The sequence below is a fragment of the Streptosporangium sp. NPDC006013 genome (genome assembly GCF_040614275.1).
In the GTDB taxonomy this organism is placed as follows: Bacteria; Actinomycetota; Actinomycetes; order Streptosporangiales; family Streptosporangiaceae; genus Streptosporangium.
The window spans coordinates 17,103-32,792 of the sequence record NZ_JBEXUE010000054.1 but is presented as its reverse complement, the minus strand read 5'-3'; the positions used below and the strand labels follow the sequence as shown (position 1 = coordinate 32,792).

Below are 15,690 nucleotides of genomic sequence, written 5' to 3'. Positions count from 1 at the left end.
GTGCGGTGAGGGCTCCGCGGCTGATCGGACAGGCATGACGGACCCGGGCGTCGTCATCCCGGCGCATGCGCCTGCGCGGCCAGGACCACGCAACTGGTGATCAGAGCGCGGGTCAGGCCGGGCAGGCGCAGGAGTGATCGCAGTCCGTCGTCGAGGCCGTCGTGTTGAGCGGCCGTTCGCGGGCTGGCCGCCAAGAGGGTCGACAGTACGACCAGGACGATGGCCAGCGCGCAGGTCCACAGGAAGATGCGGCCGGTGTCGGGGATGGCCTGGCCGCCGCCGAAGGCCACGATCAGCAGCGGGCCCAGGGCCTGGCCGAGGGACGCGGCGAAGGTGTAGCGACCGAAAGCACTGTCGTAGCGGCCGCGCGCGGTGCTGTTGGCCACCAGGGCCTGCTGGGCGACGACGCAGCCCAGGTGGCCGGTGCCGAGCAGGACGCCGGCCAGTACCAGTCCGGCGATGCTGTGGCCGAGGGTGAGGAAGGCCACGCTGGAGGCGGTGAGCAGCGATGCGCCGGCCAGCGCCATGCGGCGCTCGCCGTAGCGGTCGGTGATGTGGCCGGCGGGCAGGGCCAGCAGCAGCGGGGCGATGGCGAAGCTCGCGCCCAGGATGCCCAGCCACGCGGCGGGCACGTCGAGTTCCAGCGCCCGGTAGGACATGGTCGGGCGCAGGACGAATGTGATCATCTGCGTGCCCGTGGAGTGGGCGAACAGGATGGTGGTGCGGCGCCGCCGGTGCCAGGGCTCAGGCACCGGCCGTGTTCTCGGTGGAGGCGACCGAGGCGGCGTCAGGGGCGGCTCCCGATGCGCTGTCCGAAGGGGAGGCGCCGGAGGTGAGGTGCTTGCGCAGCCGCCAGGCGGCCTGGGCGCCCAGGCTGGTGTCGATGTGCTCGTGCATGACGGCCGCGGCGCCTTCGGCGTCGCCGGCGATCACGCACTCCAGCAGGGCCTGGTGCTCGGCGGCCTTGCGATCGCGGGCCGCCTGGCCTCGTTCGACTTCCAGGGCCAGCCGCCGGTAGCGGTCGGCCTTGTCCCACAGGCTGTCGAGGGTCTGGATGAGCAGGTCGTTGTGGGAGGAGGTGTAGAGCGCGGTGTGGAACCTGCGGTGGGCGACGAGTTGTTCGTAAGCCGGGTTGCCTGGTAGCGGTTCCAGGTTGCGGACTGCGGCGCGCATGGTGGCGATGTCGGCCTTGGTCCTGCGCTCGGCCGCCAGCGCGACGGCGAGCGGGTCCAGGGAGCGGCGCATCTCCAGCAGGTCGCGTGCTTCCTCGGCGGCCAGGTCCGCCACCCGGGCGTCGCGGTGTGCGTCCAGCTCGACCAGCCCTTCGCTTTTGAGGCGGCGTAGCGCTTCGCGCAGCGGGGTGGTGCTGATCCCGATGTCGCGGGCCAGTTTCGCCTGGGAGATGACCGAGCCCGGCGGTAGCGCGCCGGACAGGATGAGTTCCTTGACGCGCGTGTAGGCGTACTCCGCCTTGGTCATGTAGAGCTCCGCCATCGGCTCGCTCATCGTCCCTCCAACCTGTCGGCCACGGTTATAACCTACAGCATCTCGGGTGCGCTGCGTAACTTTCCGGCAAAGCATACGAGGGCAACAGTGTGCGATGCCCCCTAAATCACCGCGCTCTTGTGCATCTCAGCGTTACATTCCGGAAACAGGGGGTTGACGTCATAGGTTATAACGAAGCAGAGTGAGCGCCATCGCAGGCGGTGCTGACCACCCCCCGCCTGGTCAAGGAGGAAGCTCATGACCGCTTCGAACCCGCGGCCGCCCGGCCGCCGGGGCATATCCGGGCGCACCCGCAAGGTTTCGCGCCTGGCCGCTACCGCCGCTCTGGCGCTGTGCCTGGCCACGGCGTGCGGCGGAGGCGGCGCGTCTTCTCCGGCGCCGGCCAACCCCATCGCCACCGAGCAGGTACCCGCCTACTATCCGAGCGCCTACGGCGACGTCATCGCCGCCGCCAAGAAGGAGGGCGGCACTCTGACGATCTACTCCAACACCGACCAGGAGAACTGGGCACCGATCTTCCGCGACTTCCAGAAGAAGTACCCGTGGGTGACGAAGATCGCGGCCAACAACCTCGACAGCGACGAGGTGTTCCAGCGGGTGCTGAGCGAGCAGGCCACCGGCGGCTCCCCCGCCGACCTGGTGGTCTCCAACGCCGCCCAGGCCTGGGCCGACTTCGCCGCCCGCACGGGCACCCTGCTGGACTACACCTCACCGGAGCAGGACAAGCTGCCCGAGTTCGCGCAGTTGCTGCCCAACGTGTACGCGATGTCGGAGGATCCGATGTCGATCGCCTACAACACCTCGCTGCTGAGTGGGGCACCGACCGGCCTGAAGAAGCTCGCCGAGATCCTGGCCAAGGACCCCGCGGCCTACAAGAGCAAGATCACCACACGGGACGTGGGCGGCGCGTTCGGGTTCACCGTCGCGCATGCCTTCGCCGACGCCCGCCCCGAGGCGTGGGCGTCCCTGCAGACGGTGCTGCCGCTGGCGCGGCCGGAAACCTCTTCGGGCACCCAGCTGGAGAAGATCACCTCAGGTGAGTACGTCGCGGGGTTCTTCGTCAGCGCCGCCCCGGCCTACCCGGCGGTCGACAAGAGCGGCGGACTGCTCAAGATCTCCTTCCTCGACGACGGCACCGTCGTGCTGCCGCGCGGCATCGCCATCCCCGCCAAGGCCCCGCACGCCGCCACGGCCAAGCTCTTCGTCGACTTCGTGCTCTCCGAAGAGGGCCAGCGGGCCGTGGCCGAGGGCGGCCTGACCTCCTACCGCGAGGGCATCGAGGCCGGCGCCGGACGGCACACCTACCAGGAGCTGGTCAAGTCCGTGGGCGAGGCCAACGTCATCCTCGCCAAGTACACCAAGGTTCCCGACGACCAGGTCAAGGCCTTCACCGCCAAGTGGAACGGCCTGCTCGGGCGCTGACCCGGGACCGAGAGGACACCCATGACCACCACCGCCACGCCGGCCACATCGCGGCGGGCCGTCGACCCGCCGCCTCGCTACCGCAGGCCGCTGGGCCTGGCCCGCGAGAGCTGGCTGCAGTACGCCGTGCTGGGACTGCTCGCCGTCCTGGTGCTCGCGCCGATCGTCCCGACGCTGTATCAGTCCTTCCTGGACCGCCCCCTGTACGAGGCCGGCGGCATCCTTGGCCTGGACAACTACGCGCGGCTGTTCACCGAGGCCGGTTTCGGGCAGGTCGTGGTCAACACCGCCCTGTTCGCCGCCCTGACGACCTTCCTGGCCCTGCTCATCGCCGTCCCGATGGCCGTCGTGATCGTCCGCACCAGGCTGCCCGGCGGCCGCGTGTTCGCCGCCGCCATGCAGTGGCCGTTCTTCATCTCCTCGCTCATCCTGGGTTTCGGCTGGATCACCATGTACGGCCCGGCCGGGTTCGTCAGCGTCGAGGTACGCCGGCTGCTGGGCACCCTGCCGTGGAACCTGTACTCCATCCCCGGCATGGCCGTCACCGAAGCCGTCGCCCTGGCCCCCATCGTCTACACCTTCTGCGCCAACGCGCTGCGCCAGAGCGACGCCTCCCTGGAGTCGGCCGCGCAGGTCTGCGGCGCCGGGCCGCTGCGGATCCTGGGCTCGGTCGTACTGCCGATGCTGCGCCCGCCGATCGTCTACAGCGCCATCCTGGTGGCCAGCATGTCGGTGGAGACCCTCAGCGTGCCGCTGCTTTTTGGCCAGCCGGTCGGCATCGACGTCTTCTCCACCTTCCTGTACCGCAACGGCCTGCAGTCCATCGACCCCGACTACGGGGTGCTCGGAGCCGCCTCGGCGATCATCTTGCTGGTCACGATCAGCCTGGTCGCGGTGCAGGCCAAGCTGCTGAAGAACGCGCGGCGTTTCGTGTCGGTACGCGGCAAGGCCACCCGGCTGCGGCGCCTCGATCTGGGCCGGCTGAAGTGGGTGAGCCTGGCCGCGATCGCCTTCTACGTGGTGTTCGGCGCGTTCGTGCCGATCGCCGGGCTGATCTTCCGCTCCTTCACCCTGGTCTTCACCCCGCTGCAGTCGCCGCTGAAGAGCCTCACCACCGGCAACTACGAGCGGATCTTCACCTACCCGGTGTACGTACAGTCGATCTACAACAGCCTGCTGGTCGCCGCGATCGGCGCCGTTTTGGTGAGCGTGCTCGCCCTGCTGGCGGTGATGGTCGCCCGGCGATCGGATTTCCGCTTCGCCCGCACGGTGGAATACCTCGCCCTGGCCCCTCAGGCGATGCCGGGCATCATCGTCGGCATCGGCCTGTTCTGGGCGCTGGCGTTCGCCCCCTTCGGCCTGGGCACCCTCATCCAAGGCACCCTGGGGGCGCTGATCATCGGTTTTGGGCTGCGGGCACTGCCCAGCGGGTTCGGCTCGATGGCCCCCTCCCTGATGCAGATCGGCCAGGAGCTGGACAACGCCGCCCGCGTCTCGGGCGCCGACTGGGTGCGGGCCTTCACCCGCATCCTGGCCGGACTGCTGAAACCGGCGTTCGCCGGTGCGCTCGTTTTGACGTTCGTGACGCTGCTGAAGGAGTACTCACCCGCGGTGTTCCTCGGCTCAGCCGACTCCAACATCATCGGCACGACCATGCTCGAGCTGTGGGTGCAGGGCAACACCGGCTCCGTCGCCGCCCTGGCCACCTTGCAGATCGCGATCACCGCGGCCTTCGTCGGGCTCGCCGGACTACTTCTCAAGGGACGCAACGATGCCTGAGGTCAAGGTCTCCCACCTGTCCAAGACGTTCGCCGACAACGCCGTCCTGCACGACGTCACCTTCACCATCGCCGACGGGGAGTTCTTCACCCTGCTGGGCCCCAGCGGCTGCGGCAAGTCCACCACCTTGGCCTGTATCGCGGGCCTGGAGCGCCCCACCGACGGCACCGTCTCCGTCGGAGAGCAGACCTTCGTCGACGCCGCAACGTTCATCCCGCCCGAGGGCCGCAACCTCGGCATGGTCTTCCAGTCCTACGCGCTGTGGCCGCACATGACCGTCGCACAGAACCTCGCCATGCCGCTGAAGATCCGCAAAGTCGACGGCAGGCGGCAGACCGTCCTGATCGACGAGGCACTGGAGAAGGTAGGGCTGCGCGAGCTGCGAGACCGCTACCCCCACCAAATGTCCGGCGGGCAGCAGCAGCGCGTCGCGCTCGCCCGCGCCCTGGTGTACTCCCCCACCGTGCTGCTGCTGGACGAACCGCTGTCCAACCTCGACGCCCAGCTGCGCGAACAAGCCCGCGCCTGGCTCAAACGGCTACAGGAGGACCTGGGCATCACCACCGTCTACGTCACCCATGACCAGCAGGAGGCGCTCGCCCTCAGCGACCGCATCGCGGTCATGTCCGAAGGCCACATGGTGCAGATCGGCACGCCCAGGGAGATCTACGAAACCCCGGCGACCGCGCAGGTCGCCGCGTTCGTCGGCCGCTCCAACTTCCTGCGCGGACAGGTCAAGAACACCTCCGCCACCGGATGCGAGGTCGTGCTCGACTGCACCGGCCAGACCATCCACATCCAGGCCGACGCCGTGGCCGGCCAGGAGGTCACCGTCGCCATCCGCCCGGAACGCCTGGAGGTCCTGCCCACCGGCCGCCTGGCCGCCCCTGACGTCAACGTCCTCAGCGCCACGGTGTTGACCAGTTCATACATCGGCTCACGTTATGAGTACGACCTGCGCCTGGGCAACCACGTCGTCCAGGTCGAAAGCAGCCGCCCCGGACTGACCGGCGAGGTCACCCTCGTCGTCGAACCCGGCGCCTGCCTGATCTACCCGGCCACCGGCGTCTTGTCCGAAGACGTCGAAGCCCTCATCACCGTCACCCCGTAACCGAAGGACGAACACGTGAACGAGCGAAGCGAGCACATCGGCGAGCGCGCCCACGCCACCCCTGGCCGCGCGGCTCACGCGGGCGCTCCCGGGCCCGCTTACCGCCTGGGCGTTCTCGAAGGTGACGGCATCGGCCCCGAGATCGTCCCGGCCTGCGTCACCGTCCTGGACGCCGCCCTGGCGGCCGCGGGTGCCCCGGCCATCGACTGGGTGCCGCTACCGCTGGGCCGCTCGGCGATCGACACCCACGGCGCGGCCGTACCCGACTCCACCCTGACGACCCTGGCCGAACTGGACGCCTGGCTGCTCGGGCCGCACGACAGCGCCGCCTACCCCGAACCGCACCGCTCCCGGCTCAACCCCAGCGGAACGATCCGCAAGCACTTCGACCTGTTCGCCAACATCCGCCCCGCCAAGTCCTTCGAAGGCGCCAACGCGATCGTGGCCGGCACCGACCTGGTCATCGTCCGCGAGAACACCCAAGGCTTCTACGCCGACCGCAGCACCTACAAGGGCAGCGGCGAGTTCATGCCCTCCCCGGATGTGGCGATCGCGATGGGCATCATCACCCGCCAGGCCGTCGAACGCATCGCCGTCGAGGCCTTCGAACTGGCCCGCCGCCGGCGCGGCAAGCTCACCATCGTGCACAAGGCCAACGTGCTGAAGATGACCACCGGCCTGTTTCGCGACGTGTGCCGTGAGAAGGCCGCCGACTACCCCGACGTCAGCATCGACGACTTCCACATCGACGCGATGACCGTGCACCTGGTGCGCCGCGCCGACGCCTTCGACGTCATCGTCACCGAGAACATGTTCGGCGACATCCTGTCGGACCTGGCCGGGGAGATCGCCGGCTCGCTCGGCATCGCCCCCTCCATCAACTCCTCCCACCAGCACGCGATGGCCCAGGCCGCCCACGGGTCGGCACCCGACATCGCCGGCCGCGATCTGGCCAACCCGATCGCGATGATCTCCTCCGGCGCCATGCTGCTGAGCTGGCTGGCGGCCCGCCGCGACGACGTCGCCTTGGCCGAGGCCGCCACCCTGATCGAGGCGGGCGTCGCCGGCACCGTCCGATCCGGCACCCGCACCCGCGACATGGGCGGCCATGCGGGTACCCGCGAGTTCGCCCAGGCCGTCGCCACCACGATCAAGAGACTGCGATGACGGTATCCCCGATGGTGGCCGTCATCAACGCCACCCCCGCGTCCATGCAGCCGGCCACCGAAGGACTGTGGGAGGGCTTCCCCGAAGCCGGCCACTGGCACCTGCTGGATGACCGGCTGGTGAGTGACGCCGACGCCGCCGGCGGCATGACCCCGGCCCTGTCGCGGCGGATGCTGTCGCTGATCGGCCACGCCGTCACCGGCGGCGCGGACGCGGTCCTGCTGAGCTGCTCGATGTACGGGCCGGTGGCCGCCCTGGCCCGGCAGCTGTACGAGGTGCCGGTGGCCGGTTCCGACGAGCAGATGTTCGCCGAGGTCCTGCGGCGCAGCCCGGACCGGGTCGTCGTGCTGGGGTCGCTGGAGTCGGCCACAGCCGACTCGGTGCGCCGCCTGCGGGCAACGCTGGGACAGGGGGCACGCACCCGGGTGGCCGGGGTGACGGCGCCCGGCGCCGCCACCGCGGCCTCGGCTCACGACTACCCCGCCCTGCTCGACGCGCTGACCAGAGCCGCCGCTCTCCACGCCGGCACGGTCGAGATGATCCTGATCGGCCAATACTCGCTCAGTCCCGTGCACGGCATGCTGGCCGACCGGCTGGGCGTGCCGGTGCTCAGTCCCCCGCTCATGGCGGCCAGGGCCCTGCGCGCCCACCTGCTGTCGGCGCACCTGACCACCAACATCGCCACCAACATCGCCGCAAACGGCGCCGGAGACAGCGGGGACGCCGCCGGGAGCGCCTCGTGAGCCCGCTCCTCGGCTGCCTCGCCGACGACTACACCGGCGGAACCGACGTCGCGGCCGCGCTGCGCCGCTCGGGCCTGCGTACCCTCCTGCTGTTCGGCGCCCCCACGCCGGAGACGACCGTGCCCGACTGCGACGCGATCGTCGTCTGCCTCAAGACCCGCACCGCACCCGCCGACGAGGCGGTGCGGCAGTCACTCGCCGTCCACCGCTGGCTGCTCGCCCAGGGCGTCTCCCACCCGTACGTGAAGTACTGCTCCACCTTCGACTCAACGGATCAGGGCAACATCGGCCCCGTCGTGGACGCGGTGACGCAGGCAGACGACCGGCCGCTGACGATCGTGTGCCCCGCCGCCCCCGAACACGGCCGCACCCTCTACCAAGGGCACCTGTTCGTCGGTGACCGGCTCCTGTCGCAGTCACCGATGCGCCACCATCCGCTCACCCCGATGACCGACTCCGACCTGGTCGCGGTGCTCGGCCGGCAGACCCCGTACCCAGTGGCGCTTCTCGCGCACGAGGTGGTCGCTCAAGGAGGCGACGCCGTGCGGACCGCTCTGCGAGATCTTCGGGAACGCGGGATCCGCCACGTGGTCACCGACGCCGTCGACGACCACGACCTCGACACGATCGCCGCCGCGGCCGGCCCCCTCGCCCTCATGACGGGCGCCGCCGGGCTGGCCCGAGCCGTAGGCGCACTGCTGGCGCAAACCGCAGGCGAAGGAGCAGGCGGCGGCGAGACGGTTCCCCCTCTGCCCGGCGGGCCCGGCATCGTGATCGCCGGAAGCTGCTCGGCGGCCACCCTGGAGCAGGTCGCCCGCGCCCGGGAGAAGTTCCCCTCCTACCGGCTGCACCCACAGGCCGGCGACCTGATCGGGGACTGCCTGCGGTGGCTGGAGGCCCACCTCGGTGACGGCTCCGTCATGGTGTACTCCTCCGCGCCCCCCGAGGAACGCGCCGAAACCCCACCGGATACCGCCGACGTCCTCGAACAAGCCCTGGCCGCAGCGGCCCGGCACGCCGTCGAGCGCGGTGCCCGCCGCGTCGTCGTCGCCGGCGGCGAGACCTCCGGAGCCGTGGTCAACGCGCTGGGCGTCACCTCGGTCATCGTGTCCGCCGAGGCCGACCGCGGGGTGCCCTGGTGTGTGACCACCGCCTCCCCACCGCTGGCATTGCTCCTCAAATCCGGCAACTTCGGCCACCCCGACCTGCTGGTGCGCGCCATGGAGCAGCGACAGTGAGCGCCGATGTCCGCGCCCAGATCACCGCTCTGGGCGCCTCGATGTTCACCCGGCGCCTCACCCACGGCCGCACCGGCAACATCAGCGCCCGCACCGGCGACGGATTCCTCATCACCCCGACCGGAAGCTCCCTGGCCGCACTGTCAACGCGGGAGCTGTCACTCGTCGGCCTTGACGGAGACCACCTGTCCGGGCCCCGCCCGTCGAAGGAGGCGTTCCTGCACGCCGCCTTCTACCGGGCCCGGCCGCACGCCGGAGCCGTCGTCCATCTGCACAGCACCTACTCCGTGGCCGTGTCCTGCCACGACGGGCTGGACCCCGACGACGTGCTGCCGCCGTTGACCGCCTACTACGTGATGCGGGTCGGGCGGCTACCGATGCTGCCCTACCACGCCCCCGGCGACAGCGCGCTGGGCCCGCTCGCCGAGCAGGCCGCCCGCAACGCCCACGCCCTGCTGCTGGCCAACCACGGGCCGATCGTCGCGGCGCCGGACCTCGCCGCGGCCGCCGACATCGTGGAAGAGCTGGAGGAGACCGCGCGCCTGTGGCTGCTGCTGCGAGACCGGCCCACCCGGCCGCTGACTCCCGCCCAGGTCACGGACCTGTACGCCCGATACAGCCCTGATATCCATCATGACCGGAAGAGAAACACGACATGATCCCCGGTATCGATCTGATCGACTTCGCGACCCGTGTCCTGACGTCGGTCGCGGTTCCCGACGACGATGCAGCACTGGTGGCCGACAGCCTGGTGACGGCCGACATGTGGGGCCATCCCTCACACGGGATGCTGCGCCTGGGCTGGTACGTCGACCGCATCCGCGCCAAGGCGATGCGAGCCGTCACCGAGGTGGCCACCGTGATCGACGGGGGCGCGCTCGCCGTCCTGGACGGCCAGGACGGCATCGGGCAGATCGTCGCCGCCCGCGCCGCCCACGAGGCCGTACGCCGAGCCGGGCAACACGGCGTCGGCGTCGTCGCGGTACGCAACAGCAACCACTTCGGCACCGCCGCCTACTTCACCCGGATGATCGCCGCCGAAGGCTGCGTCGCCATCCTCACCACCAACGGCAGCCCCGCCATGGCCCCGTGGGGCGGGCGGGAGAAAACGGTCGGCGCCAACCCCTGGTCGATCGCCGCCCCCGGCGGCCGCCGCGGCCCGGTGGTCCTCGACATCGCCAACACCACGGTGGCGCGCGGCAAGATCTACGCCGCTCTGGAGCGAGACGAGCCCATCCCGCCGCACTGGGCCCTCGCCCGCGACGGCAGCCCGACCACCGACCCGCGCATCGCCGTCGACGGACTCGTCCTGCCCATGGCCGGGCACAAGGGGTATGGCATCTCCTTCATGATGGACCTGCTCTCCGGTGTGCTGACCGGCAGTTCCTACGCCACCGGTGTGGCCGGCCCCTACGTCGCAGACCGGCGCAGCGGCTGCGGCCACCTGCTGCTCGCGCTACGCGTCGACGCGCTGCAGGACCCGGCCGAGTACAGCAGGCGGCTCGACGACCTGATCGACCTCACCAAGGCGGTGCCGCTGGCAGCCGGGGTCGAGGAGATCTTCTACCCCGGGGAGATCGAGGACCGCAACGCGCGGACGGCCACGAAGACGGGCGTCGAACTGCCGGACAAGACCCTGCTCGACCTGGCCCGCCTGGCCGAAGAGTGCGGGATCTCCTTTCCCGCCAAGGGGGCGGCGTGTTCATCGTGATCGTCACCCTGCGGGTCAAGCCCCACACCGTCGAGACGTTCGTCGAGGGCATCGAGGCCAACGCGCGCGCCAGCCGCGCCGAGCCCGGCTGCCTGCGCTTCGACGTGCTGCGCACCGACACCGATCCGCACCGGTTCATGCTGTACGAGATCTACCGCGACGAGGCCGCCTTCTACGACGAGCACCGCTCCACCGCCCACTACGCCGCCTGGCGAGCCGTAACCGCCGAATGCGTCGACACCCACCGCAACGTCTTCTGCCGCCCGCTGTCGCTGACCCGAACGGAAGAACAATCGTCATGAGCTCGGTCCTGAAGGTGGGTTCGCGCCGCTACCGCGTGCATTCCGTGGCCGGCCTGGCTCCCGCGCGACTGCCCTACAGCCTGCGGGTCGTCCTGGAGAACCTGCTGCGCCACCAGGCTCCCAGCGGGCAACTCCAGGCCGTACTCGACTGGCGGCCCCGCGCCCCACGAGATCAGGCAGTGGACCTGCACCCCTCGCGGGTGTTCCTGCACGACACCAACGGCGTGCCCGCCCTCGTCGACCTGGCCGCCATGCGCGACGCCATGACCGCCCTGGGCGGCGACCCCACCCGCGTCAACCCCGCCATCCCGGCCGAACTCGTCGTCGACCACTCCGTCATCGCCGACGTCTTCGGCCGGCCGGATGCATCGGCACGCAACACCGACCTGGAGTACGAGCGCAACCACGAGCGCTACCGCTTCCTGCGCTGGGGACAGACCTCCCTGCGCCACCTCACCGTCGTCCCGCCCGGCAAGGGCATCATGCACCAGGTCAACATCGAACACCTGGCCCGCGTCGTCACCGTCCAGGACGCCTCCCCCCTGCCCGAGGCCTTCTTCGACGTCTGCCTGGGCACCGACTCCCACACCACCATGGTCAACGGGCTCGGTGTCCTCGGCTGGGGCATCGGCGGCATCGAAGCCGAAGCCGCCATGCTCGGCCAGCCGGTCTCCATCCCCCTGCCCGACGTCGTCGGCGTACGCCTGCACGGAGCACTGCCCGACGTCTCCACCGCCACCGACCTCGTCTTGACCCTCACCGAACTACTGCGCGCGCACGGCGTCGTCGGCAAGATCGTGGAATTTCACGGCCCCGGCGTCACCGCGCTACCGGTAACCGACCGGGCGACGATCTCCAACATGAGCCCCGAGTTCGGCTCCACCGCCGCCCTGTTCCCCATCGACGCCGAAACCCTCCGCTACCTGCGCCTGACCGGCCGCGGCGAGCACCACGTCGCCCTCGTCGAGGCATACACCAAGCAGCAGGGCCTGTGGCACGACCCGGCCCGCCCACCCGTCTACACCGACGACCTCGAGGTGGACCTGTCCACCGTCGTGCCCTCCATCGCCGGACCGCGACGCCCCCAAGACAGGATCCCCCTGGATGGCGCCCAGGCGGCGTTCCGCGCCGCAGCGCCGCCGCCCGTGACCGTATCCCTGGGCGGCAGCGGGCACCGGATCGGGCACGGCGCCGTCGCCATCGCCGCGATCACCTCCTGCACCAACACCTCCAACCCCTCCGTGATGGTGGCCGCAGGACTCCTGGCCCAAAAAGCCGTCCAACGAGGACTGACCAGCAAACCGTGGGTCAAGACGACCCTGTCCCCCGGATCGCGCGTCGTAATGGACTACTACCACCAAGCCGGCCTCACCCCCTTTCTGGAGGCGCTCGGCTTCCACCTGACCGGATTCGGCTGCATGACCTGCATCGGCGCCTCCGGCCCACTGGTGGCGGAGGTATCGGAGGCGATACGCGACCACGGCCTCAACGTCGCGTCGGTCCTGTCGGGCAACCGCAACTTCGAAGGGCGCGTCCAGCCCGAGATCACCATGAACTACCTGGCCTCCCCGCCCCTGGTCGTCGCCTACGCCATCGCCGGCTCCATGGACGTCGACCTGCTCACCGAACCGCTGGGCACCGGCACGGGCGGCGAACCGATTTACCTGCGTGACATCTGGCCCACCCCTGCGGAGATCTCCGCGATCATCGACGGCACCATCGAACCGTCGATGTTCACCCGAGCCTACGCCGACGTCTTCGACGGCGACGCCCGCTGGCAGCAACTCCACGCCCCCCAGGCCGACACCTTCCCCTGGGATGCCGACTCCGCCTACATCCGCCGCCCGCCCTACCTGGACGGCATGCCTGCCCGCCCCGAACCCATCAGCGACATCACCGGCGCGAGGATCCTCGTCCACCTCGGTGACTTCACCACGACCGACCACATCTCACCCGCTGGAGCCATCACCCCCACCAGCCCGGCCGGCCGCTACCTCGACCGGCTCGGCGTACCGCGTCACCGGCTCAACACCTACGCCTCCCGCCGCGGCAACCACGACGTCATGATGCGCGGCACCTTCGCCAATCCCCGGCTGCGCAACCACCTCACCCCCGGCGCCGAAGGAGGTCTGACCCTCAGCCTCCTCGACGACAGCGACGGCACTGACGGCACCATCACCTCGGTCTTCGAGGCCGCCGCCGCCTACCGGGCGGCCGGCGTGCCCACCGTCATCGTCGCGGGAGCCAACTACGGCGCCGGCTCCTCCCGCGACTGGGCCGCCAAAGGCCCCGCGCTCCTGGGAGTGAAAGCCGTCATCGCCCGCTCCTACGAACGCATTCACCGCTCCAACCTCGTTGGCATGGGCATCCTGCCACTGGAATTCCGCACCGGCCAAGGACCCGGCGAGCTCGGCCTGACCGGGCGCGAACACATCACGATCAGCGGGCTGGCCCCGATCGGCGACGGGATCGCGCCGCAGACCGTCACCGTCACCGCCGACGACCGCCGCTTCGAGGCCCGCCTACGCCTCGACACGCCCCGCGAGATCGACTACTACCGTCACGGCGGCGTCATGCGATACGTCCTGCGCCATCTGATGTCCAACCCACACCCCACATCATGATCCGGTGGTTGGCCACCCGGCCGGCGGCGTCGCGACTGCCTGGCCGTGGCGACCATTCCCTCCGGGGGACGCCGGGATCAGGTGGGCGGCGAGATTCTCCTGAACGGCGCTGAGCACGGCGAACTGCGCCGGGCCGAGGGTGCTCTCGTCGTGCTCGCCAGTGATCTCGTGGAAGTCCGTCCCGCTGTCGGAGAGGGCGTCAGCTCGGTCGAGGCCGGGAAGGGCGGCGAGCACGAAATCGGTGTAGTCGCGCGCGAGCCGGTCGAGTTCAGCCGGATCGTGCCCGCCGTCCGCGAGGGCTGCGAAGCGGTGTGACAGTTCCACGTAGCGGGACAGGTTCGGGGCGGCGGTCAAGGTCTCGTACATGGCCGTGAGCTGCGCGGTCGTCGCGGCGGGGTCGTCGGCCAGGGCGATCACGAGAAGGAGGTCCTCTTTGTCGCGGTTCAGGACCGCGGCGGGTAGCCCGGCCGCCTCAAGCGTGGCGAGGGCGGCGCCGAGCCCGGCGGGCAGTTCGGGGTCTCGGTTGTCCCGCAGCAGCTGATCGAGCGCAGACCGTTTGCGGGCGATGAGCGCCGCCTGCTCGTCGAGTTCGGAGCGCAGTTCGCCGAGGGCCTCGCGCAAGCCGGCCGCCTGCCCGTCGAGAAGATCCCTGATCCGGCTCAGCGGGAGACCGAGGTCGCGCATGCCGCGGATGCGCTGCAAGCGGATAAGCGCGCCCGCACCGTAGAGGCGGTACCCGTTGGCGGCGCGTTCGGGCTCGGGCAGGAGCCCTTTGCGATGGTAGAGGCGGATCGCCTTGGGAGTGGTCCCGCAGTGCCGGGCGAGGTCACCGATCGTCAGCATGTCCGGCGGTCCTTTCTTGCGGGGCGGATATTCCCTCGTCGAGCTTGCGGAACGTGGCCGTCGTCGCGATGAGCGCGGTCGCGGTCACCCAGAGCAGCCCCAGGGTAAGCGAGGCAGTGGTGAGGGTGAAGAGATCGATGATCATTCCCGTGACGAAGACGGCGACGGGGCCGGCGAGTGAGGAGGACATGTTCTGCACGCTGAAGACACGGCCGCGGGCATGCTCGGGAATCGCCTCCTGGGTGATCACGCCGAGCACGGAGTTGAGGACGCCCATTCCGGCGCCCGTGACGACCGAGCCGAGCAGGACGACCGGGTAGGAGGCCAAGGTGGCGAGGATCAGGACGCCGACGGCGAGGAGGACGAGGGCGCCCATCGCCCAGAGCCTGCGACGGGTGTCGCCGCCGGTCGCCGCGTACAGTCCCGCACCGGCGATCATGCCGACGGCGATCGCGACGAGGACCGTGCCGAGCAGACCAGGCGTACCCGCCTGGGTGAAGTAAACGGGCATGACGATGCCCTGGAAGGAGGCGAGAACGACGGCGCACGCGGTGATGAACAGGGTCACCGTCACCAGCCGGCGGCTCCCTCCGATGACGGCGAATCCCGCACGCAACTCGCCGAAGACGTCCCGGAGCCCGTCGACCCGGCGCAGCCCGGCCGGTCTCGCACCGACCTCGCGCGGGAGCAGGGCGCCGCAGATCGCCGAGACGAGGGAGATCACCGCGATGCCCCACAGCACCGCCACCGGTGGCGCGACCGACATCGCGAGCCCGGCGGCACCGGGCCCGATGATGATCATCGAGGCGCCGATGCCCTCGCGAAGGCCCATCACTCGTTCCAGGCCGGTACCGCTCAAGCGGGCGACCTCGGACACCATCGCCTCTCTGGCCGTCATCCCCGGGATGTCCGCCAGGGCGCCGAGGACGCCCAGAAGGCTGAACCAGCCGAGGTCCAGGCCCCAGAGCAGGTCGACGAGTGGAAGCGCGGCCACCGCGAGAGCCGACAGCACATCGCCGACGATCGCGGACGTCCGCCGGCTGACCCTGTCGACGATGAGGCCGCCCACGAGCCCTCCGGCCACGATGGGCAACGCGGCCACGAGCGACACCGTGCCCGCGGCGCTCACGCTGCCCAGGCGTTCCAGCACCAGCAACGGCAGCGCGATGGCGATCAGCGAGTTACCCAGCAGCGACAAGGCTTCCGCGGTGAGATAGAGGAAGAGGATCCGGTTCACCCGGTCA

General features: G+C 70.2%; 14 protein-coding genes. 10 read left to right on the top strand and 4 right to left on the bottom strand.

Annotated elements, in window-relative coordinates; genetic code table 11:
• Nucleotides 1–53: 53 nt before the first annotated feature.
• Together ABZ260_RS11530 and ABZ260_RS11525 are read right to left on the bottom strand one after the other, a co-directional pair.
• Entirely contained in the window at nt 54–752 is a 699-nt protein-coding gene (locus ABZ260_RS11530; RefSeq protein ID WP_355615781.1) for an MFS transporter, read from the bottom strand.
• On the bottom strand, nt 745–1,506 hold the full coding sequence (locus tag ABZ260_RS11525; RefSeq protein WP_355615779.1) for a GntR family transcriptional regulator: 762 nt from the start codon (nt 1,504–1,506) through the stop codon (nt 745–747). Before ABZ260_RS11525 ends, ABZ260_RS11530 begins: the two co-directional genes overlap by 8 nt.
• 237 nt (nt 1,507–1,743) lie before the next feature.
• Between ABZ260_RS11525 and ABZ260_RS11520 the strand changes: the two genes are divergently transcribed.
• Genes ABZ260_RS11520 through acnA form a run of 10 tightly spaced genes read left to right on the top strand, consistent with a single transcriptional unit; the run spans nt 1,744 to nt 13,603 of the window.
• Nucleotides 1,744–2,928, top strand: coding sequence for an extracellular solute-binding protein (locus ABZ260_RS11520; protein ID WP_355615777.1), 1,185 nt, complete (start codon nt 1,744–1,746; stop codon nt 2,926–2,928).
• A 21-nt stretch (nt 2,929–2,949) separates the two neighbouring features.
• The gene (locus ABZ260_RS11515) at nt 2,950–4,707 is read left to right on the top strand and encodes an iron ABC transporter permease (RefSeq protein WP_355615775.1); all 1,758 of its coding nucleotides are present in this window, start codon (nt 2,950–2,952) and stop codon (nt 4,705–4,707) included.
• Nucleotides 4,700–5,818: an ABC transporter ATP-binding protein gene (locus tag ABZ260_RS11510; protein WP_355615773.1), complete on the top strand. Its 1,119-nt coding sequence runs from the start codon at nt 4,700–4,702 to the stop codon at nt 5,816–5,818. The genes ABZ260_RS11515 and ABZ260_RS11510 overlap by 8 nt, the downstream gene beginning before the upstream one ends.
• 15 nt (nt 5,819–5,833) lie before the next feature.
• A complete protein-coding gene (locus ABZ260_RS11505) occupies nt 5,834–6,985 on the top strand; it encodes an isocitrate/isopropylmalate dehydrogenase family protein (RefSeq protein WP_355615771.1) in 1,152 nt (383 codons plus the stop codon).
• Nucleotides 6,982–7,728 carry an aspartate/glutamate racemase family protein gene (locus tag ABZ260_RS11500; RefSeq protein WP_355615769.1) on the top strand — a complete coding sequence of 249 codons (747 nt, stop codon included), beginning with the start codon at nt 6,982–6,984 and terminating at the stop codon, nt 7,726–7,728. Before ABZ260_RS11505 ends, ABZ260_RS11500 begins: the two co-directional genes overlap by 4 nt.
• On the top strand, nt 7,725–8,966 hold the full coding sequence (otnK, locus tag ABZ260_RS11495) for a 3-oxo-tetronate kinase (protein WP_355615767.1): 1,242 nt from the start codon (nt 7,725–7,727) through the stop codon (nt 8,964–8,966). The genes ABZ260_RS11500 and otnK overlap by 4 nt, the downstream gene beginning before the upstream one ends.
• Nucleotides 8,963–9,625 carry a 3-oxo-tetronate 4-phosphate decarboxylase gene (otnC, locus tag ABZ260_RS11490; protein WP_355615765.1) on the top strand — a complete coding sequence of 221 codons (663 nt, stop codon included), beginning with the start codon at nt 8,963–8,965 and terminating at the stop codon, nt 9,623–9,625. Before otnK ends, otnC begins: the two co-directional genes overlap by 4 nt.
• Nucleotides 9,622–10,677, top strand: a complete 1,056-nt coding sequence (locus tag ABZ260_RS11485; protein WP_355615763.1) for an Ldh family oxidoreductase — start codon at nt 9,622–9,624, stop codon at nt 10,675–10,677. Before otnC ends, ABZ260_RS11485 begins: the two co-directional genes overlap by 4 nt.
• Nucleotides 10,665–10,979 carry a putative quinol monooxygenase gene (locus tag ABZ260_RS11480; protein ID WP_355615761.1) on the top strand — a complete coding sequence of 105 codons (315 nt, stop codon included), beginning with the start codon at nt 10,665–10,667 and terminating at the stop codon, nt 10,977–10,979. Before ABZ260_RS11485 ends, ABZ260_RS11480 begins: the two co-directional genes overlap by 13 nt.
• A complete protein-coding gene (acnA, locus tag ABZ260_RS11475) occupies nt 10,976–13,603 on the top strand; it encodes an aconitate hydratase AcnA (RefSeq protein ID WP_355615759.1) in 2,628 nt (875 codons plus the stop codon). Before ABZ260_RS11480 ends, acnA begins: the two co-directional genes overlap by 4 nt.
• Here the strand turns inward: acnA and ABZ260_RS11470 are convergent.
• Together ABZ260_RS11470 and ABZ260_RS11465 are read right to left on the bottom strand one after the other, a co-directional pair.
• The gene (locus tag ABZ260_RS11470) at nt 13,598–14,446 is read right to left on the bottom strand and encodes a MerR family transcriptional regulator (protein ID WP_355615757.1); all 849 of its coding nucleotides are present in this window, start codon (nt 14,444–14,446) and stop codon (nt 13,598–13,600) included. The genes acnA and ABZ260_RS11470 overlap by 6 nt on opposite strands.
• Nucleotides 14,430–15,683: an MFS transporter gene (locus ABZ260_RS11465; RefSeq protein ID WP_355615755.1), complete on the bottom strand. Its 1,254-nt coding sequence runs from the start codon at nt 15,681–15,683 to the stop codon at nt 14,430–14,432. Before ABZ260_RS11465 ends, ABZ260_RS11470 begins: the two co-directional genes overlap by 17 nt.
• Between the last annotated feature and the right edge of the window lie 7 nt (nt 15,684–15,690).

Coding starts and splice junctions, on each gene's coding strand:
- ABZ260_RS11520 (WP_355615777.1), top strand. CDS start 1,744: ATGACCGCTTCGAACCCGCGGCCGCCCGGCCGCCGGGGCATATCCGGG.
- ABZ260_RS11510 (WP_355615773.1), top strand. CDS start 4,700: ATGCCTGAGGTCAAGGTCTCCCACCTGTCCAAGACGTTCGCCGACAAC.
- acnA (WP_355615759.1), top strand. CDS start 10,976: ATGAGCTCGGTCCTGAAGGTGGGTTCGCGCCGCTACCGCGTGCATTCC.
- ABZ260_RS11525 (WP_355615779.1), bottom strand. CDS start 1,506: ATGAGCGAGCCGATGGCGGAGCTCTACATGACCAAGGCGGAGTACGCC.
- ABZ260_RS11470 (WP_355615757.1), bottom strand. CDS start 14,446: ATGCTGACGATCGGTGACCTCGCCCGGCACTGCGGGACCACTCCCAAG.
- ABZ260_RS11515 (WP_355615775.1), top strand. CDS start 2,950: ATGACCACCACCGCCACGCCGGCCACATCGCGGCGGGCCGTCGACCCG.
- ABZ260_RS11485 (WP_355615763.1), top strand. CDS start 9,622: ATGATCCCCGGTATCGATCTGATCGACTTCGCGACCCGTGTCCTGACG.
- ABZ260_RS11500 (WP_355615769.1), top strand. CDS start 6,982: ATGACGGTATCCCCGATGGTGGCCGTCATCAACGCCACCCCCGCGTCC.